General features: G+C 62.3%; 22 protein-coding genes and 1 pseudogene. 13 read left to right on the top strand and 10 right to left on the bottom strand.

Annotated features, from left to right (window positions below):
• Positions 1 to 1,080: a LacI family DNA-binding transcriptional regulator gene (locus JQK88_RS27545; protein ID WP_203280055.1), complete on the bottom strand. Its 1,080-nt coding sequence runs from the start codon at positions 1,078 to 1,080 to the stop codon at positions 1 to 3.
• A gap of 146 nt (positions 1,081 to 1,226) precedes the next feature.
• On the opposite strand from JQK88_RS27545, the gene JQK88_RS27540 reads away from it, so the two are divergent.
• Both JQK88_RS27540 and JQK88_RS27535 read left to right on the top strand, forming a co-directional pair.
• Positions 1,227 to 1,370, top strand: a complete 144-nt coding sequence (locus tag JQK88_RS27540) for a hypothetical protein (protein WP_203280054.1) — start codon at positions 1,227 to 1,229, stop codon at positions 1,368 to 1,370.
• Between the two features lie 63 nt (positions 1,371 to 1,433).
• Positions 1,434 to 1,577: a hypothetical protein gene (locus JQK88_RS27535; protein ID WP_203280053.1), complete on the top strand. Its 144-nt coding sequence runs from the start codon at positions 1,434 to 1,436 to the stop codon at positions 1,575 to 1,577.
• A 49-nt stretch (positions 1,578 to 1,626) separates the two neighbouring features.
• Here the strand turns inward: JQK88_RS27535 and JQK88_RS27530 are convergent, their stop codons facing one another.
• Together JQK88_RS27530 and JQK88_RS27525 are read right to left on the bottom strand one after the other, a co-directional pair.
• Positions 1,627 to 2,001 carry a DUF423 domain-containing protein gene (locus JQK88_RS27530; protein ID WP_203280052.1) on the bottom strand — a complete coding sequence of 125 codons (375 nt, stop codon included), beginning with the start codon at positions 1,999 to 2,001 and terminating at the stop codon, positions 1,627 to 1,629.
• A 40-nt stretch (positions 2,002 to 2,041) separates the two neighbouring features.
• Positions 2,042 to 3,307: a multidrug efflux MFS transporter gene (locus tag JQK88_RS27525; RefSeq protein WP_203280051.1), complete on the bottom strand. Its 1,266-nt coding sequence runs from the start codon at positions 3,305 to 3,307 to the stop codon at positions 2,042 to 2,044.
• Positions 3,308 to 3,458: 151 nt separating this feature from the next.
• Between JQK88_RS27525 and JQK88_RS27520 the strand changes: the two genes are divergently transcribed.
• Together JQK88_RS27520 and JQK88_RS27515 are read left to right on the top strand one after the other, a co-directional pair.
• Positions 3,459 to 4,124, top strand: coding sequence for a GntR family transcriptional regulator (locus JQK88_RS27520; RefSeq protein WP_203280050.1), 666 nt, complete (start codon positions 3,459 to 3,461; stop codon positions 4,122 to 4,124).
• Between the two features lie 82 nt (positions 4,125 to 4,206).
• Positions 4,207 to 4,467: a DUF982 domain-containing protein gene (locus JQK88_RS27515; RefSeq protein WP_112563470.1), complete on the top strand. Its 261-nt coding sequence runs from the start codon at positions 4,207 to 4,209 to the stop codon at positions 4,465 to 4,467.
• Between the two features lie 65 nt (positions 4,468 to 4,532).
• On the opposite strand, the gene JQK88_RS27510 is transcribed toward JQK88_RS27515, so the two are convergent.
• Positions 4,533 to 4,691 carry a hypothetical protein gene (locus JQK88_RS27510; RefSeq protein WP_192253203.1) on the bottom strand — a complete coding sequence of 53 codons (159 nt, stop codon included), beginning with the start codon at positions 4,689 to 4,691 and terminating at the stop codon, positions 4,533 to 4,535.
• A 178-nt stretch (positions 4,692 to 4,869) separates the two neighbouring features.
• Here JQK88_RS27510 and JQK88_RS27505 point away from each other — a divergent pair, with 178 nt between their 5' ends.
• Entirely contained in the window at positions 4,870 to 5,841 is a 972-nt protein-coding gene (locus tag JQK88_RS27505; protein WP_203280049.1) for a glycosyl transferase family 90, read from the top strand.
• An 18-nt stretch (positions 5,842 to 5,859) separates the two neighbouring features.
• On the opposite strand, the gene JQK88_RS27500 is transcribed toward JQK88_RS27505, so the two are convergent.
• Positions 5,860 to 6,903, bottom strand: coding sequence for an aldo/keto reductase (locus tag JQK88_RS27500; protein WP_203280048.1), 1,044 nt, complete (start codon positions 6,901 to 6,903; stop codon positions 5,860 to 5,862).
• 247 nt (positions 6,904 to 7,150) lie between these two features.
• Between JQK88_RS27500 and ppk2 the strand changes: the two genes are divergently transcribed.
• Positions 7,151 to 8,071 (top strand): polyphosphate kinase 2, encoded by a 921-nt coding sequence (gene ppk2, locus JQK88_RS27495; protein ID WP_112567462.1) that lies wholly within the window; start codon positions 7,151 to 7,153, stop codon positions 8,069 to 8,071.
• Positions 8,072 to 8,271: 200 nt separating this feature from the next.
• On the opposite strand, the gene JQK88_RS27490 is transcribed toward ppk2, so the two are convergent.
• Positions 8,272 to 8,916, bottom strand: coding sequence for a dihydrofolate reductase family protein (locus tag JQK88_RS27490; RefSeq protein WP_203280047.1), 645 nt, complete (start codon positions 8,914 to 8,916; stop codon positions 8,272 to 8,274).
• Between the two features lie 170 nt (positions 8,917 to 9,086).
• Between JQK88_RS27490 and JQK88_RS27485 the strand changes: the two genes are divergently transcribed.
• Positions 9,087 to 9,305 carry a hypothetical protein gene (locus tag JQK88_RS27485; protein ID WP_203280046.1) on the top strand — a complete coding sequence of 73 codons (219 nt, stop codon included), beginning with the start codon at positions 9,087 to 9,089 and terminating at the stop codon, positions 9,303 to 9,305.
• A 38-nt stretch (positions 9,306 to 9,343) separates the two neighbouring features.
• On the opposite strand, the pseudogene JQK88_RS27480 reads toward JQK88_RS27485, so the two are convergent.
• Positions 9,344 to 10,008 (bottom strand): annotated as a pseudogene (locus tag JQK88_RS27480) (winged helix-turn-helix transcriptional regulator).
• 176 nt (positions 10,009 to 10,184) lie between these two features.
• Between JQK88_RS27480 and JQK88_RS27475 the strand changes: the two are divergent.
• Complete coding sequence (locus JQK88_RS27475; RefSeq protein WP_023693250.1) at positions 10,185 to 10,511, top strand: DUF1330 domain-containing protein; 327 nt, start codon at positions 10,185 to 10,187, stop codon at positions 10,509 to 10,511.
• A 64-nt stretch (positions 10,512 to 10,575) separates the two neighbouring features.
• Here the strand turns inward: JQK88_RS27475 and JQK88_RS27470 are convergent, their stop codons facing one another.
• Positions 10,576 to 11,784, bottom strand: coding sequence for a polyhydroxyalkanoate depolymerase (locus JQK88_RS27470; protein WP_203280045.1), 1,209 nt, complete (start codon positions 11,782 to 11,784; stop codon positions 10,576 to 10,578).
• A 112-nt stretch (positions 11,785 to 11,896) separates the two neighbouring features.
• Here JQK88_RS27470 and JQK88_RS27465 point away from each other — a divergent pair, with 112 nt between their 5' ends.
• Positions 11,897 to 12,553, top strand: a complete 657-nt coding sequence (locus tag JQK88_RS27465) for a glutathione S-transferase family protein (protein ID WP_203280044.1) — start codon at positions 11,897 to 11,899, stop codon at positions 12,551 to 12,553.
• 28 nt (positions 12,554 to 12,581) lie between these two features.
• Here the strand turns inward: JQK88_RS27465 and hemB are convergent, their stop codons facing one another.
• Entirely contained in the window at positions 12,582 to 13,613 is a 1,032-nt protein-coding gene (gene hemB / locus JQK88_RS27460) for a porphobilinogen synthase (protein WP_192253223.1), read from the bottom strand.
• An 85-nt stretch (positions 13,614 to 13,698) separates the two neighbouring features.
• Positions 13,699 to 14,205 carry a pyridoxamine 5'-phosphate oxidase family protein gene (locus tag JQK88_RS27455; protein WP_203280043.1) on the bottom strand — a complete coding sequence of 169 codons (507 nt, stop codon included), beginning with the start codon at positions 14,203 to 14,205 and terminating at the stop codon, positions 13,699 to 13,701.
• 187 nt (positions 14,206 to 14,392) lie between these two features.
• On the opposite strand from JQK88_RS27455, the gene JQK88_RS27450 reads away from it, so the two are divergent.
• The 4 genes from JQK88_RS27450 (at position 14,393) to JQK88_RS27435 (ending at position 17,133) form a co-directional block, all read left to right on the top strand.
• Positions 14,393 to 15,430 (top strand): enoyl-CoA hydratase/isomerase family protein, encoded by a 1,038-nt coding sequence (locus tag JQK88_RS27450; protein ID WP_203280042.1) that lies wholly within the window; start codon positions 14,393 to 14,395, stop codon positions 15,428 to 15,430.
• Positions 15,427 to 15,849: a DUF6163 family protein gene (locus JQK88_RS27445; RefSeq protein ID WP_203280041.1), complete on the top strand. Its 423-nt coding sequence runs from the start codon at positions 15,427 to 15,429 to the stop codon at positions 15,847 to 15,849. Before JQK88_RS27450 ends, JQK88_RS27445 begins: the two co-directional genes overlap by 4 nt.
• Positions 15,850 to 16,052: 203 nt before the next feature.
• On the top strand, positions 16,053 to 16,568 hold the full coding sequence (gene ldtR, locus JQK88_RS27440; protein ID WP_142869475.1) for a transcriptional regulator LdtR: 516 nt from the start codon (positions 16,053 to 16,055) through the stop codon (positions 16,566 to 16,568).
• A 187-nt stretch (positions 16,569 to 16,755) separates the two neighbouring features.
• A complete protein-coding gene (locus JQK88_RS27435; RefSeq protein WP_203280040.1) occupies positions 16,756 to 17,133 on the top strand; it encodes a hypothetical protein in 378 nt (125 codons plus the stop codon).
• Positions 17,134 to 17,325: the final 192 nt, after the last annotated feature.

The raw sequence follows: 17,325 nt of genomic DNA, 5'->3' as shown, positions 1-17,325 counted from the left end.
CTAGGCAGGAGCGGGGCCTGATGAGGCTCTGATCACCAGATCGACCGGCAGCAGTTGCCGGCTGAGCGAGCCGTCGTTCTCCAGGATCGCCTTGACGGCGAGCCGGCCCATCTCGGCAATCGGCTGGGCGACGGTGGTCAGCGGCGGCTTGGATACCGCGCCCTCCGGCACGCCGTCGAAGCCGACAATGGACACGTCGCCCGGCACGGCGATGTCGTGCTGGCGCAGCCAGTCGAGCGCATGCAGCGCCATCCTGTCCGACATGGCCAGGATTGCCGTCGGCCGCTGCGGCAGCGCGAAAATATGCTCGAGACCGGCCCGCACGGTCTCTTCGTCATTCAGGGTTTCGTAGATAGGCACTTGCGAGACGTCGATGCCGAAGCGGGAAAGTTCGGCGAAATAGCCGCGCAGACGGTCGCGCGTGCCGGAATAGAGGGACGACGTCTCGACCTGCTCTTGCGTGACCGGACCAAAGCCGGCGTCGGCGGATTCCAGGGCCAGAACGGCAAAGCGGCGATGGCCGAACTCGGCCAGATGGCGCGCGGCAAGGCTGGCGCCGGCGATGTTGTCGATGCCGATCGCCGCGACCGCCTCATTCTCCGAATCGAGGTCGAGCGCCACGAAAGGCAGTTTGCGTTCGCGCGCCAGCTCGACCAGCCGTGAACCGCCTTCGATGCAAAACACGATAAAACCGTCGACCAGCGCGCTCTGGATGTTCCAGGCGAGCTGTTCGTTGTTGGCGGCGGAGACCAGCGAAATCCCGGCGCCGGTGGCGTCGCAGGCTTGCGAGATGCTGGCCATCATGACGCGGGCAAAAGGATCGTCGAAGAAATAGGAGAGGGGCTCTGCCGTCGCCACACCGATGGCATTGACCTTGCCGGCGCGCAGCAGTCGGCCCTTGGGATCCGGCCCGGAATAGCCCATGGCTTCGGCCGCCGCCTTGACCCGCTCGCGCACCTCTTCGCGCACGATCTCGGGTCGGGCGAAGACGTTGGACGCGGTGCCGTGCGAGACGCCGGCTGCCTTGGCAATATCGGCCAGCCGCACTGGTCTCGTCTTCCCGGAGGTCAATACCGTCATCTTCGTCTCCTAAACCGGGCCTATCTAACACTTTCGTTGGATCGGTTCAAATTTTCTCTTGATCGGAAGCGGAGGAGGGTCTATATTTGAATCGATCCAAGGCAATTTACTGCAATGCGATTGGATCGGTTCAAGAGGAGGGTGCGATGCATCCCATGAATTATCTGTTCGAAGACATCTACGGCAATGACTGGGGCATCGCCTCGGATGCCGCCACCCGCAAGCGCCGTGGCCGGACTGGCCCGTGGAAGCGCGACCTGCACTTCCTCGTGGAACGCAAGCGGAGCTGATCAGCAAGGCATTTTCGTGCCGGCTGATTGGATCGATTCAATTCTCTAAGAGGAGACCGAACCATGCATCCCGTGAAGCATCTGTTCGAAGACATCTATCGCAGCTACTGGGGCATCTCGCCAGCTACCGAGCGGCCGGAACGGCAGCGGTTGACCAAGTCTGCCAAGCGCAAGCGCGACCTGCTGCCGGAACGCCGGCAGGATTGAGCCTCGTGTGAAAAATATCGGTCGGGGCAGGGTCTCTTGCCCCGCCGATTCAAGAACGCTGGCGCACCAGGGCCGAGGCCGCGATCGCGAGCCAGCCGGCGATCAGCAAGCTGCCACCGATCGGCGCCGACATCGGGAAAAGCCGCGATCCCACGAAATCGCGCGCCAGCAGGTCGCCACAGAACAGCACCAGCCCGATGAGGAGCACCAGGCTGCCGATCCGCAGGATCCGGTTTGCGCGGGCGAGGCCAACGGCCAGAAACACCGGCGCATGCATGATCAGGAAGGATGCGGCGGTGCCGACAAAGGCACCGCCAAGATGAGCCGATGCCGCAGACAGCGCCACGCCGGCTGCGCCGCACAGGCCGCCGGCGAAGACCAGGATGCGGGCGCTGCCTTCTGCCGGATGGTCGGCGATGCTCATGTCTCGGGCTCCTGTGATTGGCGGTAAGCGGCGCAACCTGTCAGGATTTGCCTGAGACCGCCAGCATGTCACGCGTGCGGCGTGACTGGACCAGCCAGTTGTAGACAGCGCCGCCGGCCATCAGCACGGATGTGCCGAGAAACACCGCGCGCATGCCGAAATGACCACCGACGAAGCCGCCGAGCAGCGGGCCTGCGACCTGGCCGACATATTGCGCCGAGATCGCCAGGCCCAGCACATTGCCGCCGACGCCATCGGGAACATTGTGGCGGATGACGCTGGTGATGCAGGGCAAGAGCCCGCCCAACACCAGACCCATCAGGAACCGCAGGCCGACCAGTTGCCAGCTTTCGGTGACGAAGGCTTGCGGTAGCAGCAGCATTGCCGAAACGGCAAGCGATACGACGATGACATTCCAGTGGCCGATGCGGTCGGCAAGCTTGCCCAGCCGTGACGCTGACAGGATGGCGCCGAGTGCGGCCGCCGACATGACGACGCCCGAGATCAGTGTCACCCGACTGGCGTCCGCGACCAGTTGCTGGACATAGACAGTGATGATCGGCTCGATCGACATGTTGGCGAAGGTGAACAGCATGCCGGTCGCCAGCATGGCGACGACAGGCCGCTTGTCGGGGATCTGCGCCCAGCCACCCTTAGGCTTCTCCTTCGGTTTTGCCTGCATTGGCGGACGAGGCATCTCCTTGATCAGGAATGTCGTCGCCAGTGCCGCCAGGAAAATGACGCCGCCGGCGATGAGGAAGGTGGCGCGGATGCCGATCAGCGGCGGCAGCGCGCCGCCGAGCAGCGGGCCGACCAGGGAGCCTGCGGTGATGCCGGCCGACAGCACGCCGAGCGCCCAGCCGGAGCGTTCCTTCGGCGTCTGCATGGCGACCAAAATGGTCGAGCCCGAGGAATAGCCGCCGGCAAAACCGATCAGCAGCCGCAGCAGCACCAATTGCCAAACGGTCTGCACCATCCCGGTCAGCGACATGCAGATCGCCATGCCGAAACTGGCGCGCACCAGCATTACCTTGCGGCCGTAGCGGTCGCCCAGCCGCCCCCACAGCGGCGCGACGAGGGCCGCGGCAAAGAAGGTGGCGCCGAAAGCGATGCCCGACCATTGCACGATCGCTGCGTGGCCCACGGCGCCCAGCTGCTCGACATAGAGCGGCAGGAACGGCAAGAGCAGCGTCATCGCCACAAGCGTGCTGAACGATCCGGCAAAACACACGAACAGGTTGCGCCGCCAGTGCACATTGTAGGTCGAGGGCGCTTGCGTCGCTTCCGCTGCACTGTCCTGCGGCATGTCATGTCCTGTCCGCTTGCTGCGGATACCATTTTGGGATACCAAGTTGGTATCCGTCTTGAACGCAAGCTTTGCCGCTGTCAATGCGGCGCTCTCAAACGTGATCGGCCAGACCTCAATGCGAGGCCGATCGCCAGCAACGGAACCAAAGATGTCGCAGATGCAGATCGTCGAAAACGCGCTTCGCGAGATGATCCTCGGCCTCGAGGTCGGGCCTGGCGAAAGGCTGACGGAACGCTGGATCGAGAACCGCTTCGGCGCCTCTCGCACGCCGGTTAGGGCAGCGCTGCTGCGGCTTGAGACGGAAGGCTTGATCTGCCGCGATGGGCGCGGCTGGACGGTGTCGCCGATCAACCTTGCCGAACTGGAGCAGATCGCGGTGTACCGCGAGGCGGTCGAGGTAGCGGCCGTCAGGCTGACGTCGGCGCTGACCGACAGAAGCGCCATAGAAATCATCGAGGCGATGCTGGACTCCTGCGATGCCGCTACCCCGCGCGAGGAATGGCATCGCGTCGGCATGGATTTCCACATCGAACTGGCGCGGCTCTCCGGCAACGAGTTCCTGTTCAGGGCGGTGCGCGATGCCATGACGCGGCTGTCGCGGGCGCGCTGGCTGGAAGTGCGTGACGAGGCAGCACTCGGCCGCGCCTGGAGCGAACATCACGCCGTCCTGGCGGCGGTGCGGGCGGGCGACGCCGACGCGGCGGCAGCGCGGCTTTCCGCCCATATTGTCGGCAGCCGCGACCGCCTGGTGACGTCGCTGCACAATGACCGGCGTGGTCTGCGCGCCAGGGGATTTGCCGTCGTCGCCGTTTGATATCGGTCACGAAGGTGACAGAACGCCGGCGCCATCCGCTTTCGGCCTCGCTTCATGAGCGCCGATGGCGTAAGGAGCGGCCATGGAAAACAACCGATTTGAAACACCCGTGACCGTCAAGGCGGCCGCGGGGGGAGAAAACCAGCTCCTGCGCACGGCCCGCGAGGCCTCCGATTACCTGCTCAACAGCTGGCCCGGCAAGCGCAGCCCCAAGCATCGCGAAGCGCTGCAGGCCTGTCATGATGCGCTGGCCGGCGACAAGCCGGCGATGATTGCAAGGCGCGCCTTCATTGCCGCGGCGCGCGAAGTCAACGTCTTCGTCAGCGATAAAGCGACGGCCTGATTCACAACAGCATCGCCGGAGTCCGGCCCGTGTTGCGGGCCGGACATCGTGCAATCCTGTCTTGCCTATTTTGCCGTCTCGGTCTCGGTTTCGGAACCGGCCTCGTTTTCAGGCTCGGAGCGCTCCTTGGCCGCAACCTTGGCGGCCAGCTTCTCCGCCTTCTTGGCGGCCTTCTGCCGGTCGCGCTCCTTGCGTTCCTGACCGTAGTTCGGTGGTCGCGCCATATCGTTTCCTTTCGCTGTGCCTGATCCTGCCTAGAAGCATTGGCCGGCAAACACAACAGCGCGGGGAGGGCAGATGCCAGCGGTTCGGGACTTGCGTGATGGCTAACACAATGGTTTAGAAAAGGCTGCGGGACAGTTACTGGAGCCGCCGCCGACCGATTTCGAATCAAAACGACCGATGGCCACGCTTCAAAGAAACGCACAGAAGCTCGTCTATTATGCGCGCAACGCCATGCGCGACATCGCGCCGCCGGCCCTTTTCCGGCGCCAGCTCGGCCGTCTGCTCGCTCAGGCCAGGCTTTCCGATGCATCGGTCCGTGAGCGGCTCAATTATTACAACACGCTGCGGGAGCCCTTTACACCAAGCCCCGAGGCCGTGCCGGCCAGCCGGCTGCCGACGGACCGCAGCATGTACTATTACGATCTGAAGGAGTTCACCCGCTATTTCGATCCGGGTCTGCGCATCGACCTGGAATTCGGCGACGTCGTCGAGGTGCCGAAGATGCCGTCGATCGTCAAGGACCGGCCGATCGCCGGCGACAACGGCAACGGCGTCCTGTTCAAGCTGAACAAGTTCCGTCATTTCCACATGCCGGCCGACGATGTTGCCTTCGCCGACAAGCATCCGCTCGTCGTCTGGCGCGGCGAGCTCAACAATCCGATCCGCACCTTGCTGCTGGAGGCCGCCCGCGACCTGCCTATCTGCGATGTCGGCACGCCAAGGGCAACGGCGCCGGCGGAATATCGAAAACCCTATCTCACCATCGATCAGCAGCGGCGCTACCGCTACATCATTTCCCTCGAAGGCAATGATGTCGCAACCAATCTGAAATGGATCATGAGCTCGAATTCGCTCTGCCTCATGCCGCCGCCGACTTACGAGACATGGTTCGCCGAGGGGCAGCTGGAGCCCGATGTCCATTATGTGCCGCTGGCGCCCGATTTCAGCGATCTTGCGGACCGGGTGCACCATCTCGAGCGGCATCCGGCCGAGGCCCAGCGCATCGTCGCGGCGGCCAACGCCTATTGCCGCAAATTCGCCGACGAGCGGGCCGAGCAGGCGATCAGCCTGCTCGTGCTCTACAAATATTTCGTGCTCAGCGGCCAGATCGAGCCCGATCCGGAGGTCTGGCGGTTTATCGCGGGCTAGCCGGCTTTCGACAGTCTTTCAGATGACGCTGCGGTCGAGAACCAGATCGGCCGGGCCGAACCGGTCCTTCGCCGTGAACTGCTGGTGCCAGTAGGGGTAGAGCACCGGCGGCCGGCTGACGGCATCGAGACGGTCGCGTTCCTCAGCGGTGAGGGCGAGCGCCGCGGCGGCAAGATTGTCCTTAAGCTGGGTCTCGTTGCGCGCGCCGATCACCAGCGAGCTGACGGCCGGCCTGCCGAGCAGCCAGGCAAGCGCCACCTGCGCCGCCGAGACGCCGCGTGCCGCTCCGATGTCGACCAGCACATCGACGATCCGCCACAGCCGGTCTTCATCGCGGATCGGCGGTTCCGACCAGCCAGCAAGCTGGCGCGCGGTCGGGCTATCGCGGCGGTATTTGCCCGACAAGAGGCCGCCGGCAAGCGGGCTCCACACCAGCACGCCAAGGCCCTGGTCGACCGAGATCGGCAAGAGTTCGTATTCAGCCTCCCGCGCTTCCAGCGTGTAATGGATCTGCTGAGTGATGAAGCGCGGCTGGTGCTGGCTGTCGCTGATGCCTAGCGCCTTCATCACCTGCCAGCCGGAGTAATTGGAGCAGCCGACATAGCGGATCTTGCCCTGGGCAACCAGCGTGTCGAGCGCGGCCATGGTCTCCTCGAGAGGCGTCGTGCCATCCCATTCGTGCAGAAAATAGATGTCGATGACATCGGTCCTGAGGCGCTTCAGGCTCTTCTCGCATTCGCGGATCAGATGATGGCGCGACAGGCCTTCGTCATTGGGACCTTTGCCGATCCGCATGCGCGCCTTGGAGGCGATCAGCACATCGTTCTTGCGCTTGCCGCCGAGCGCCTCGCCGATGATCTCTTCCGACAGGCCGTTCGAATAGACATTGGCGGTGTCGATGAGATTGATGCCGGCATCGATGCAGGTGTCGATGATGCGAGAGGCCTCCGCGAGATCGGAATTGCCGACGGCGGCGAACGGTCCGCTGCCGCCGAAGGTCATGGTGCCCAGCGTCAGCGTCGAAACTTTCAAGCCGGAACGGCCAAGCGTGCGGTATTCCATGTCAGATCCTCGCAATTTTGGTGGGGTGGGGCGGTTTTGGTCGAGAAGGGCGGGGGCCGCCCGAATGGGTCAGCCATTTGTAGGACAATTTAAGCGGTTTGTCGCCATGCCACGGCAATGGATCCACCATGCCCCGCCGATTTGCGGCGATGATCGGCTGGCCGGCGGTTTGCAATAAAACCGTCATTGCCGGCCTATATCAAGTCGGCTCAGGGTTTCATGACAGCCGGCAAGCGGAGCAGCAGAAATGACCGAGTTAAAGCAGAATTCTCCGGCCAGGGATTGGCTTGAGGCCGAACTCGCCGACACGCTCGACGAAGACTATGAGCTTGAAATGTCGGAGCCGGCGCTGTCGCTGGAGATCGCCAAGATCTACAAGAACGCCCATCCGCCCTCGATCGATCGCATGCAGTATTTTCGCGACCTGATCAGCTTGCAGTCGGAACTGATTAAGCTGCAGTCCTGGGTCGCCTACCACAAGAAAAAGCTGGTGGTGATTTTCGAGGGCCGCGATTCCGCCGGCAAGGGCGGTGTCATCAAGCGCATCACCCAGCGCCTGAACCCGCGCATCGCTCGTGTCGTGGCGCTGCCGGCGCCGACCGAGCGTGAGAAATCGCAATGGTATTTCCAGCGTTACGTGCCGCATCTGCCGGCCGGCGGTGAGATCGTGCTGTTCGACCGCTCCTGGTACAACCGCTCCGGCGTCGAACGGGTGATGGGCTTTGCCGACCAGGATCAGGTCGAGGAGTTCTTCCGCGACGTGCCGGAGTTCGAGCGCATGCTGGTCCGCTCCGGCGTCACGCTGGTCAAATACTGGTTCTCGATCACCGACGAAGAACAGCAGATGCGCTTCCTGATGCGCATTCACGATCCGATGAAGCAGTGGAAACTGTCACCGATGGATCTGCAGTCGCGCGTGCGCTGGGAGCAGTACACCAAGGCCAAGGAAGAGACGTTTGCCCGCACCAACATTCCCGAGGCGCCGTGGTACATCGTCGAAGGCAACGACAAGAAGCGGGCGCGGCTGAACTGCATCGACCATCTGCTCAAGCAGATGCCCTATGAGGAGGTGCCGCACGAAGAGATCACGCTGCCCGAGCGGGTGTTCAATCCGGAATACGAGCGCCAGGTGTTACCGCGGGAGCTTTACGTGCCGGAGAAGTATTAAGCACTTTTTCCTTCTCCCCGTTCACGGGGAGAAGGTGCCCGAAGGGCGGATGAGGGCCAGCGCTGACCGCGATAGTTGGGTCAACCATGCATCCTCCAACGCAATTCTTCGACCGGCTGCGCTGCCCCTCATTGCCCTGCCGGGCATTTCTCCCCGTATAGGGACGGGGAGAAAGGAGCCTGCGCCGAGGGGTTCGCCACCTAACCCCGCTTGATCGTCACATGCGTGGCAAGCGCCGTCGCCACCTGCTCGGTGCATTGATAGCCGAGCTTGAGCATATCCAGGCCTGCAAACAGATTCTCACCCTTGCCCAGCAGCACCGGCGACACCGCCAGATGCAACTCGTCGATGAGCTTCTCCTGGAGATACTGCCGGATGGTGGAGACGCCGCCGCCGACGCGGACATCCTTGCCACCGGCAGCGGCTTTCGCCTGGTCGAGTGCCTCATGGATGCCGCCGGTGACGAAGTGGAAAGTGGTGCCGCCTTCCATTTCGATCGGATCGCGCTTGTAATGCGTCAGCACGAAGACCGGCACATGGTAGGGCGGATTGGTGCCCCACCAGCCCTTCCAGCTGTCGTCCGGCCAATCGCCGCGGATTGGCCCGAACATGTTGCGGCCGAGGATCCAGGCGCCGACATTGTCGAAGCTGCGGACGGTAAACCGGTCGTCCACATCGGTGGTGCCGCCATCCTTGCCGACCATCTCGTGGAAGGTGCGGGTGCCGGTCATCCATTTGTGTAGCTCCTCGCCACCAACGCCCAGCGGGTTTTGCAGGGTCTGGTCAGGACCGGCGCCGAAACCGTCGAGCGACAGGGTGAATGCATTGACACGCAGCTTGGACATGAAAGCCTCCGAGGTAACCGATTGTAATTTGCAAGTAGTTGCTTTGTAGCAAACCGATTGCGAATTGCAAGTGGTTTTTTTAAAATCACAAAGATTTAGAATATTCTAATAGTTGACGGAAAAAGCCGCCGCGTTACCCTTCGGGAGGCCCTGAGTCGGGAGCGCACGAGATGAAGGCATATCGCGTCGAGAGGATGGACGGAGAGGTCGTTCAGGAGAGTCAGGAGACCCACGCCAGCACGCCGTTTGGGGCAGCCGAAAAGGTGATCGGCCGGAAGGTCACCTTGCGAGGTGACGCCTGCAAATGGATCCGCGTGGTTGACCTGACAGACAAGGTCCCGACGCGGCGTCGCCCCAGCATTTACGAGTATAGAGCGCTGGCGGGATAGGTCAGCAAATTTGCGGCGCCTGTGACGGGCAACTGGCCTCAAGCCGCGGCGCGCTTCGGCATCATCGCAAACGGGCTGAGGCCAAGCCAGGCCTGCATCTTGCCGGCGACGTCGAGATCGCCGGTCAGGCTGATCTTGTCGCGTTCCTTGTGAACCGTGGTCAGCCCCATCCAGATCGACGTCATGGTGCAGAGGTCCGTCGAGTCATAGAGATCGACGTCAAAGCCCGGATCGTACCAGCACAGATCGACATCGCCGTGCTTTTCGACGATCAACCACCATGAGCGTTTTGACGCCGGCAGGTCGTGATACAGGAATTGTATCACGGTGCGCCCGTCGGGCAGCGGACTGGGGTTGAGATTGCGGCGCATGTCCCACATCAGCAGCGACGGATCGAGGTTCTTGAGGGAGAGCCTGGCCTCGACCCATTTCTGACCCCAGAAGCCCATTGCTTCGACCACCGGGCGCAAATCCCGGCCTGCCTCGGTCAGCCGGTATTCGAACACGCCCTTTTCGGATTCGATCTCGGTGCGCTCGACAATGCCGCCCGCTTCGAGGTCCTTCAGCCGTTGCGACAGAAGGGTTGGCGACATTTTCGGCACGCCGCGGCGCAAACGCGCAGCAGCACCATGGTCCAGCGTGTGCACAATAGCTCCGCCGCCATCGAGAGCGGACAGAACTGCTTATATCCGGCTTGTGTCATGTGGCGATCTCCAAAAGAAGTTGCCGAACCTTATTCAGAAAACCTGAGATCAGCCAGTACAGAAGCTGTACTGGTCCCCCTGGTACAGTTTGGTGACTGGAGGGGCCCGGCGCCGTCATGCGAGGCGGCGGTCACGTCGCCGGGCAGTCCGGCGCCGATCCATGAGGAGTTAGACAATGACCGCTTACGTGATCGCAGACATCAAGGTGAAGGACGACAAATGGGTGCCGGCCTATGCCGCTTCGGTGCACGACCTCGTGCACAAGCATGGCGGCAAGTATCTCGCCCGCAGCGGCAATGTGAAGACGCTCGAGGGCAAGCCGCTCGACACCAGCCTGATCGCCATCATGGCGTTTCCGTCGGCAAAGGCAGCCGAAGCCTTCACCAACGATCCGCAATACGCCCCGTTTGTGGCGGAGCGCCAGAAGGGCAGCGACAGCCGCTTCCAGCTGATCGACGATACCGACCTGGCCGGAACGATCCCTTATCTGCCGAAGGCGTGAGGAAAAGCCGGAACCCGGTACGTTCGGGTTCCGGCTATCTCTTCAGCGTCCCTGTGGGCAAAACCTATTCCATCGACAGGATGAGATTGCGCACGGCCGGATAGATTTCGCGCTCCCAGCGCTTGCCGTTGAAGACACCGTAATGGCCGACATTGGCCTGCAAATGATGGCGCTTCAGATGCGGACGCAGCGACCGGCACAATTCATGCGCGGCCGAGGTCTGACCGAGGGCGCAGATGTCGTCGCGCCCGCCCTCGACGGTCAGCAGCGCCGTGTTGCGGATCGCGCCCGGATCGACCGGGCTGCCCCGGAACGTGAACGTACCGGTGGCGAGCTCCGCCTTCTGGAACACGCGGTCGATGGTTTCGAGATAGAATTCTTCGGTGAGGTCGAGCACCGCCAGATACTCGTCGTAGAAGGTTTTTATCTTCTCGGCCTCGGCGGTCTCGCCAGTCGCCAGATGGTCATGCAGTTTTTGGTGGGCCTTCTTATGGCGATCCATGTTCATGGCCATGAACGCGGCAAGCTGCAGAAAGCCCGGATAGACGCGGCGTCCGCCGCCGGCATGGCGCCACGGCACGCGCGAAATGACGGAACTCTGGAACCACGCCAGCGACTTGCTGACGGCGAACTCGTTGACCTTGGTCGGACTCTCGCGCGGATCGATCGGCCCCGCCATCAGCGTCATCGAGCGCGGTGTCGCAGGATGCTTGTCCTCGGACATCACGGCGACTGCGGCAAGCGCCTGGACGCAGGGCTGGCAGACCGCCAGTAAGTGCGCGCCCGGGCCAATCGCTTCGAGAAAGCGGATGATGTAGTCGACATGGTCATCCACGCCGAAGCGGCCGGCGACGAGCGGTACGTCACGGGCATTGGCCCAGTCGGTAATGTAGACCTCGTGGTCTGCCAGCAGCGTCTCCACCGTACCGCGCAGCAGCGTCGAGAAGTGGCCCGACAAAGGGGCGATCACCATCACCTTGGGCTGGCGCGTATCCATGTCCTTGGCGAAGCGCAGCAACGTCCCGAACGGCAGCTCGAGTGCTGTCTCGACGGTGACCGGTACGTCGCGATTGCCGACCCTGACGGATCTGATGTCGAAATCCGGTCGCGTATGGGTGAGCTTGAAGCGGCCGATCATCTCCAGCCCGGCGGCAAGGCGCTGCTTTACGCTGTCGCCTGAAACCATGCTGCTCATCGCCGAGCGCAAGAGATCGGCGAAAAAACGCGACGGGGCGATGAGGTCGTCCTGAAGCTGGTAGGCCTGGTACAGCATCGAGATGCATCCCATTCCGAAGCCGCCATGTGGCAGCGCAAAAAATCTAGTGCAAAATTTTGTGCATTGCGAGAGGATTGTTGCCGGCAAAGGGGCTAGGAGGGCCGACGGCATGACCAAGGCGACGTTGACGATCTCGTCGAAGAACTATTCCTCCTGGTCCTTGCGTGGCTGGCTACTCTGCCGCATGGCCGGGCTGGAGTTCGAGGAGAAGCGCATCGACATCGATGACCCCGAACAACGGCAGGAATTGCTGCTCCTGTCACCATCGGTGCTGGTGCCGCGGCTGACCCATGACGGGGTGACCGTGTGGGACACGCTGGCGATCGCAGAATATCTGGCCGAGACGATGCCGGATGCCGGTCTGCTACCTGCAGACCGCGTGGCGCGCGCGCATTGCCGTGCGGTATCAGGCGAGATGCATTCAGGCTTTCACAATTTGCGCTCGGCGCTGCCGATGAGCCTGAAAGCCCGGCACAAGAGCTTCAAGATCTTTTCCGGCGCGCGCCCGGACGTGGAGCGGATCAAGACGATCTGGTCCGAATGCCTGGCAGCCTATGGCGGGCCGTTTATGTTCGGCTCCTCGCCGACCGTGGCCGACGCGATGTATGCGCCGGTCTGCACCCGTTTCCGCACCTATGCGGTTGAGCTCGAAGCGCCACACGCGGGCTATTGCGAGGTGATCCTCGACTGGTCGCTGATGCAGGAGTGGACGCGGGACGCGCTTGCCGAGCCCGAGGACATTATCGAACTCGACGTGGAATTTTAGGAGGTGGAGCAGGGTGGCCACGGCGCGGCTATCCCTTCAGCATCTGCGCCACTTCAGGCGCGAAATAAGTCAGGATGCCGTCGCAGCCGGCGCGCTTGAAGGCAAGCAGGCTCTCCAGCATCGCCTTCTCGCCGTCGATCCAGCCATTGGCGGCGGCTGCCTTGATCATCGAATATTCGCCCGACACCTGGTAGGCGAAGGTCGGCATCTGGAACTCGTCCTTCAGACGGCGGATGATGTCGAGATAGGGCAGGCCGGGCTTGACCATCAGCATGTCCGCGCCTTCTGCGATGTCCTGCTCGGCCTCGCGCACCGCTTCGTCGGAATTGGCGTGATCGAGATAGTAGGTCTTCTTGTCGCCCTTGAGCAGGCCGGCGGTGCCGACTGCCTCGCGATAGGGGCCGTAGAAGGCGGAGGCGAATTTCGTCGCGTAGGACATGATCGCCACGTCTGAAAACCCATTGGCATCGAGCGCGTCGCGGATGGCGCCGATGCGGCCGTCCATCATGTCCGACGGCGCAATGATGTCGGCGCCGGCCGCCGCCTGGATGACGGCTGCGGCCGTCACCTGTTCCACCGTCTCGTCATTGACGATGATGCCGTCGCGCAAAATGCCGTCATGGCCGTGGCTGGTGAACGGATCGAGCGCTGCATCGGTGATGATGCCAATCTCCGGCACCGCGTCCTTGATGGCGCGGGTTGCACGGTTGATGATGTTTTCCGGGTCGAGGATGTGCGAACCGGTCTGGTCGCGCAAAGCGAGTTCGACATTGGGGAAGGTAGCGATCGCCGGAATGCCGAGCTTTGCCGCGCGCTCGGCTTCCTTGACGGCGAGATCGAGCGACAGGCGGAAGACGCCGGGCATGGCGGCGATCGGCTCGCGCGTGTTCTTGCCGTCGATGACAAAGATCGGCCAGATCAGGTCGTCGACCGACAGCCGGTTCTCCTGTACCAGGCGGCGCGACCAGTCGGCCTTGCGCATGCGCCGCAAGCGGCGGCTGCCGGTGATCTCGTCGACGCTGCGCGCGCCGGCGGGCTTTGCGGGGGTGAATTTGTTCATCGCCATAACTCCGGATCGGGCGGCTTTTACCACGAGCCCTTGCCGCTGACCAATGCGACACGATTGTGCCAGGCGATCTCCGTCATCACTTCGGTGGCCACGCCAGCTCGGGTCCGGTTTTGAAGAATGACACATTGTTAGTGAAGATGCTCTCCCGTGCGAGCCGGATCAGGCGTCCGTTCGGATGGTCGAAATCGGCCACGGTGTTGACGAACCAGCGGTTCCAGGTCGCCTCGGGACCCAGATATTTATGCAGCAGTCGTTTGAAGCGGTCGGGCGACATCGGCTCGATGGTGGCCGCGCCGCGCAGGCCGAGATGCAGCAGGATGCCGGCCTCATTGTCGAAATGGACGATCTCCACCGCGCAGCGCGGGTCGCGCTCGAGGTGTTTGACAGCAGCACTTGCCTCGGTTGAGCCGAGCAGCCAGATCGCATCGTCCTCCCAGATAAACCACATCGGCGCATTGCGGGGCGCGCCATCCGCGGTCACGGTCGCCAGGTTGGCCATCAGCGGACGGCTGAGCACATCGTCGGGGTCGAACTTTTTCGGCATTTCCCAGCCATAGCCCGGCGCTGCGGTTTCAATCGTCATGCGTTTGCTCTTGGATCACAAGACAGGCTGAGATGGTGTTTCGCCGGCAATTTTGCCCGCATTTTTGCCTGGGGCAAAGCACGGTCGCGTTCCATTGCGAAATCCAAACCACCCTCCGCCGGTTGACGCACCCATGCGCCGCCTTTAGCACTTCAGTCCCGCAGGCGCGGGGAGGGAATCTCTGACGATGGATTTTGGCGGCGGCGACGAGATCCGCTTTGAACGGTTGGGCAAGGCAGGCGTCGCCACGCTGACGCGGCCGCAGGCGCTCAATGCGCTGACGCATCGCATGATCAAGGCGCTGGACAAGGCGCTGAACGCTTTTGAGCAGGATGCCGGCGTCGATGTCGTCGTCGTCAAGGCCGAGGGCAGGGCGTTTTCAGCCGGCGGTGACATCATGCATGTCTATGAGGCCCGCGCCGGAAAGCCGCCGGTCGAGTTCTTCGCCGACGAATACCGGCTCAATGCCCGTATCAACAGCTTCAAAAAGCCTTATGTCGCGCTGATCGACGGCATCGTTATGGGCGGCGGCGTCGGCATCTCGTTCCACGGCTCGCACCGGGTGCTGACCGAGAACGCCCAGTTCGCCATGCCTGAAGTCGGCATCGGCTTTTTCCCCGATGTCGGCGGCAGCCACCTTCTGCCGGACCTCGGCGGCAGCTTCGGCATGTACCTGGCACTGACCGGCAACCGTATCCGCTATGGCGATGCGCTGTGGTCGGGCCTGGCCACCCACACCATCAAGGCCGCTGACCAATCTGCGTTCCTCGACCGGCTCTGCGCCAATGGCGATCCGGAATCGGTGCTGCGCGGCTTTTTCGTGCCGGCCAAGCGCGAGACCGGCCAGCCGATGCTGGAAGCGATCGCCCGCCATTTTGCCCAACCTTCGCTGGCTGATATCATCACCAGCCTGGAACGGGCGGCCGGCGCCGACGAATTTGCCGCCAAGACGCTGGCCACAATCCGCACCCGCTCGCCCACCAGTCTCAATGTCGCCTGGCGCCAGATCAGCGCCGGGCTGACTTTGTCGATGGAAGCCTGCATGAAGATGGAGTTCCGCATCCTCAACCGCATGCTGACCGGCCACGACTTCTATGAAGGCATCCGCGCCGCCATCATCGACAAGGGCTCGACGCCGCAATGGCGGCCGGCAAGCCTCGCCGAAGTCGACGCGGCTTCGGTCGACGCATATTTCGCGCCGCTCGAACAGGAGCTCGATCTGTGAGCGAGGTCACGTCACGGCGCGTCGTGCTGCAGCCCTCGGGCGTCGAAATCATCTTCGCCTGGTTCCAGCGCGTCATCGCCGGCTACTGCCTGTTGTTCGGCATCCTGTACTGGATCCGGCTGATCGGCTTTTATCCCGGTGCGCTGTGGCGCTTCGACCTGATGCCGGTGCACTGGCAGGTCGCGGCGGTGATGCTGGCCGTGTTCTTTCCATTCGCCGCGGCCGGCCTGTGGATGCTGGCCTCCTGGGGCCCGGTGATCTGGTTCATTTGCGCCGTCACCGAGATCATCATGTATGCCGGCTTTCCCGATCTGTTCGGCCACCGGCCGCTGATCCTGTTTTCGCACTTCGCGGTGGCGCTGCTTTATGTCGTCTTTCGCGTCGTGATCTGGATGCAGAAGCGCCCCACGCGCGCCTGAAGCGCCGCCCCGCCGCCATTGGCTAAATCTTTAGGTTAATTATCCTTGCTCGGGTGACCGTTCGTTAAGCGTCTTCCGAAACCTATTACCGGTAAGCTCTTGTTAGCCCTAGCGTTTAAGTCGAATTTTATGAGTATTCGATAGTGTCGCGATCAAGGTGAAAAACAAAAAATCACCAGGGCGACAAACGAGAGGCAAAGACAATGATCAATTCGCGTCCGGCGGCGAAGACCGCCAACGTATCCGACGATCGCCGCGAGGCTATCCGTTCGCTTTACATGGAATCGCTGCAGCTGGTGGAGCGTCTGCATCGCCGTCTGCTTGACGTGATCAAGGACGAGTTCGACCGCAACGGCCGTTCCGACATCAATGCCATCCAGGCGTTGCTTCTGTTCAACATCGGCAACTCCGAGCTGACCGCCGGCGAGTTGCGTTCGCGTGGCTACTATCTCGGCTCGAACGTCTCCTACAATCTGAAGAAGCTGGTCGATCTCGGCTTCATCAACCATCAGCGCTCGCGCATCGACCGCCGTTCGGTCCGCGTCTCGCTGACGCCGAAGGGCAATGAAGTGGCCGATGTCGTCGCCGGTCTTTATGAGCGCCATGTCGGCTCGATCGAACAGGTCGGCGGCATCAACAGCGAAGAGTTCAAGCAGATGAACCGCGCGCTGCAGCGCCTGGATCGTTTCTGGAACGACACCATCGCCTACCGGATGTAATCCGGACATCGGAACGCGAGCCGCGCCAGAAGAAGCGCGGCCGGGGGAAAGCAAATGAAGGACCGGCGCCGGGGGGCGTCGGTCCTTTTTGCGATCATGGCTGTGACCACCATTTGACCACGCCGCGCCTTGCCGCGGTTTGCTTTCGCCTCCGCAATGCCTAATCTCACCGCCCGGAGGGGACAGCATGCGTTTAGGCAACAATCTCAAAATCTATCCGGTTGCAATGATGCTCTTGGCCGCGCCGCAAATGGCGTTTGCGCAGGAGTGGTGGCAGGGCGCCTTCGCCAGTGAAGGCTCGAGCCCGTGCGACAACAATGACTCCATCGTGACGTTCACCGACAAATCGGCGGACATGTGGGAAGTCGGCTGTAGCGTGCAAAAAGTCCAGAAACTGAAAGGCCTGGACGTCATCATTCTCGACATGACCTGCTCGGACGATGAGCAGAGCGTCGACAAAAGACGAACGCTGCTGCTCAAGCTCGATGACAACAAGCTGCTGCGCTATCCGGAGAACCAGGTGTTGCAACGCTGTTCGGAGCTGGCAGGCAACGCAAAGAACTGAGCCGGACCAGCGAGACTCGGGCTTTGAGGGAACAAGTCAGGGGACGGTGCCGAAAAGCACCGGTCATTCCATTTCAGATTGCTGGCGGGTCCAAATTCGACGCAAAGCCACGTTGCCGCCATATTCGCGGTGGAAGCGAGGATGCGGGTGATGCAGCGGCGTAAGCCATCGGCGCGCCTGCAATGTCGCATC

Source organism: Mesorhizobium caraganae (assembly GCF_016836705.1).
GTDB lineage: Bacteria > Pseudomonadota > Alphaproteobacteria > Rhizobiales > Rhizobiaceae > Mesorhizobium > Mesorhizobium caraganae.
Note: the sequence above shows the minus strand (reverse complement) of the source record. Positions and strands in the feature narration are given on the sequence as shown.

Excerpts from the sequence above, each read along its gene's own strand:
- JQK88_RS27520 (WP_203280050.1), top strand. The coding sequence starts at position 3,459 with ATGTCGCAGATGCAGATCGTCGAAAACGCGCTTCGCGAGATGATCCTC.
- JQK88_RS27465 (WP_203280044.1), top strand. The coding sequence starts at position 11,897 with ATGACCAAGGCGACGTTGACGATCTCGTCGAAGAACTATTCCTCCTGG.
- JQK88_RS27535 (WP_203280053.1), top strand. The coding sequence starts at position 1,434 with ATGCATCCCGTGAAGCATCTGTTCGAAGACATCTATCGCAGCTACTGG.
- JQK88_RS27490 (WP_203280047.1), bottom strand. The coding sequence starts at position 8,916 with ATGTCCAAGCTGCGTGTCAATGCATTCACCCTGTCGCTCGACGGTTTC.
- JQK88_RS27470 (WP_203280045.1), bottom strand. The coding sequence starts at position 11,784 with ATGCTGTACCAGGCCTACCAGCTTCAGGACGACCTCATCGCCCCGTCG.
- JQK88_RS27505 (WP_203280049.1), top strand. The coding sequence starts at position 4,870 with ATGGCCACGCTTCAAAGAAACGCACAGAAGCTCGTCTATTATGCGCGC.
- JQK88_RS27500 (WP_203280048.1), bottom strand. The coding sequence starts at position 6,903 with ATGGAATACCGCACGCTTGGCCGTTCCGGCTTGAAAGTTTCGACGCTG.
- ldtR (WP_142869475.1), top strand. The coding sequence starts at position 16,053 with ATGATCAATTCGCGTCCGGCGGCGAAGACCGCCAACGTATCCGACGAT.
- JQK88_RS27530 (WP_203280052.1), bottom strand. The coding sequence starts at position 2,001 with ATGAGCATCGCCGACCATCCGGCAGAAGGCAGCGCCCGCATCCTGGTC.
- JQK88_RS27475 (WP_023693250.1), top strand. The coding sequence starts at position 10,185 with ATGACCGCTTACGTGATCGCAGACATCAAGGTGAAGGACGACAAATGG.
- JQK88_RS27455 (WP_203280043.1), bottom strand. The coding sequence starts at position 14,205 with ATGACGATTGAAACCGCAGCGCCGGGCTATGGCTGGGAAATGCCGAAA.
- JQK88_RS27450 (WP_203280042.1), top strand. The coding sequence starts at position 14,393 with ATGGATTTTGGCGGCGGCGACGAGATCCGCTTTGAACGGTTGGGCAAG.
- ppk2 (WP_112567462.1), top strand. The coding sequence starts at position 7,151 with ATGACCGAGTTAAAGCAGAATTCTCCGGCCAGGGATTGGCTTGAGGCC.
- JQK88_RS27525 (WP_203280051.1), bottom strand. The coding sequence starts at position 3,307 with ATGCCGCAGGACAGTGCAGCGGAAGCGACGCAAGCGCCCTCGACCTAC.
- JQK88_RS27510 (WP_192253203.1), bottom strand. The coding sequence starts at position 4,691 with ATGGCGCGACCACCGAACTACGGTCAGGAACGCAAGGAGCGCGACCGG.
- JQK88_RS27435 (WP_203280040.1), top strand. The coding sequence starts at position 16,756 with ATGCGTTTAGGCAACAATCTCAAAATCTATCCGGTTGCAATGATGCTC.
- JQK88_RS27545 (WP_203280055.1), bottom strand. The coding sequence starts at position 1,080 with ATGACGGTATTGACCTCCGGGAAGACGAGACCAGTGCGGCTGGCCGAT.
- hemB (WP_192253223.1), bottom strand. The coding sequence starts at position 13,613 with ATGAACAAATTCACCCCCGCAAAGCCCGCCGGCGCGCGCAGCGTCGAC.
- JQK88_RS27540 (WP_203280054.1), top strand. The coding sequence starts at position 1,227 with ATGCATCCCATGAATTATCTGTTCGAAGACATCTACGGCAATGACTGG.
- JQK88_RS27515 (WP_112563470.1), top strand. The coding sequence starts at position 4,207 with ATGGAAAACAACCGATTTGAAACACCCGTGACCGTCAAGGCGGCCGCG.
- JQK88_RS27485 (WP_203280046.1), top strand. The coding sequence starts at position 9,087 with ATGAAGGCATATCGCGTCGAGAGGATGGACGGAGAGGTCGTTCAGGAG.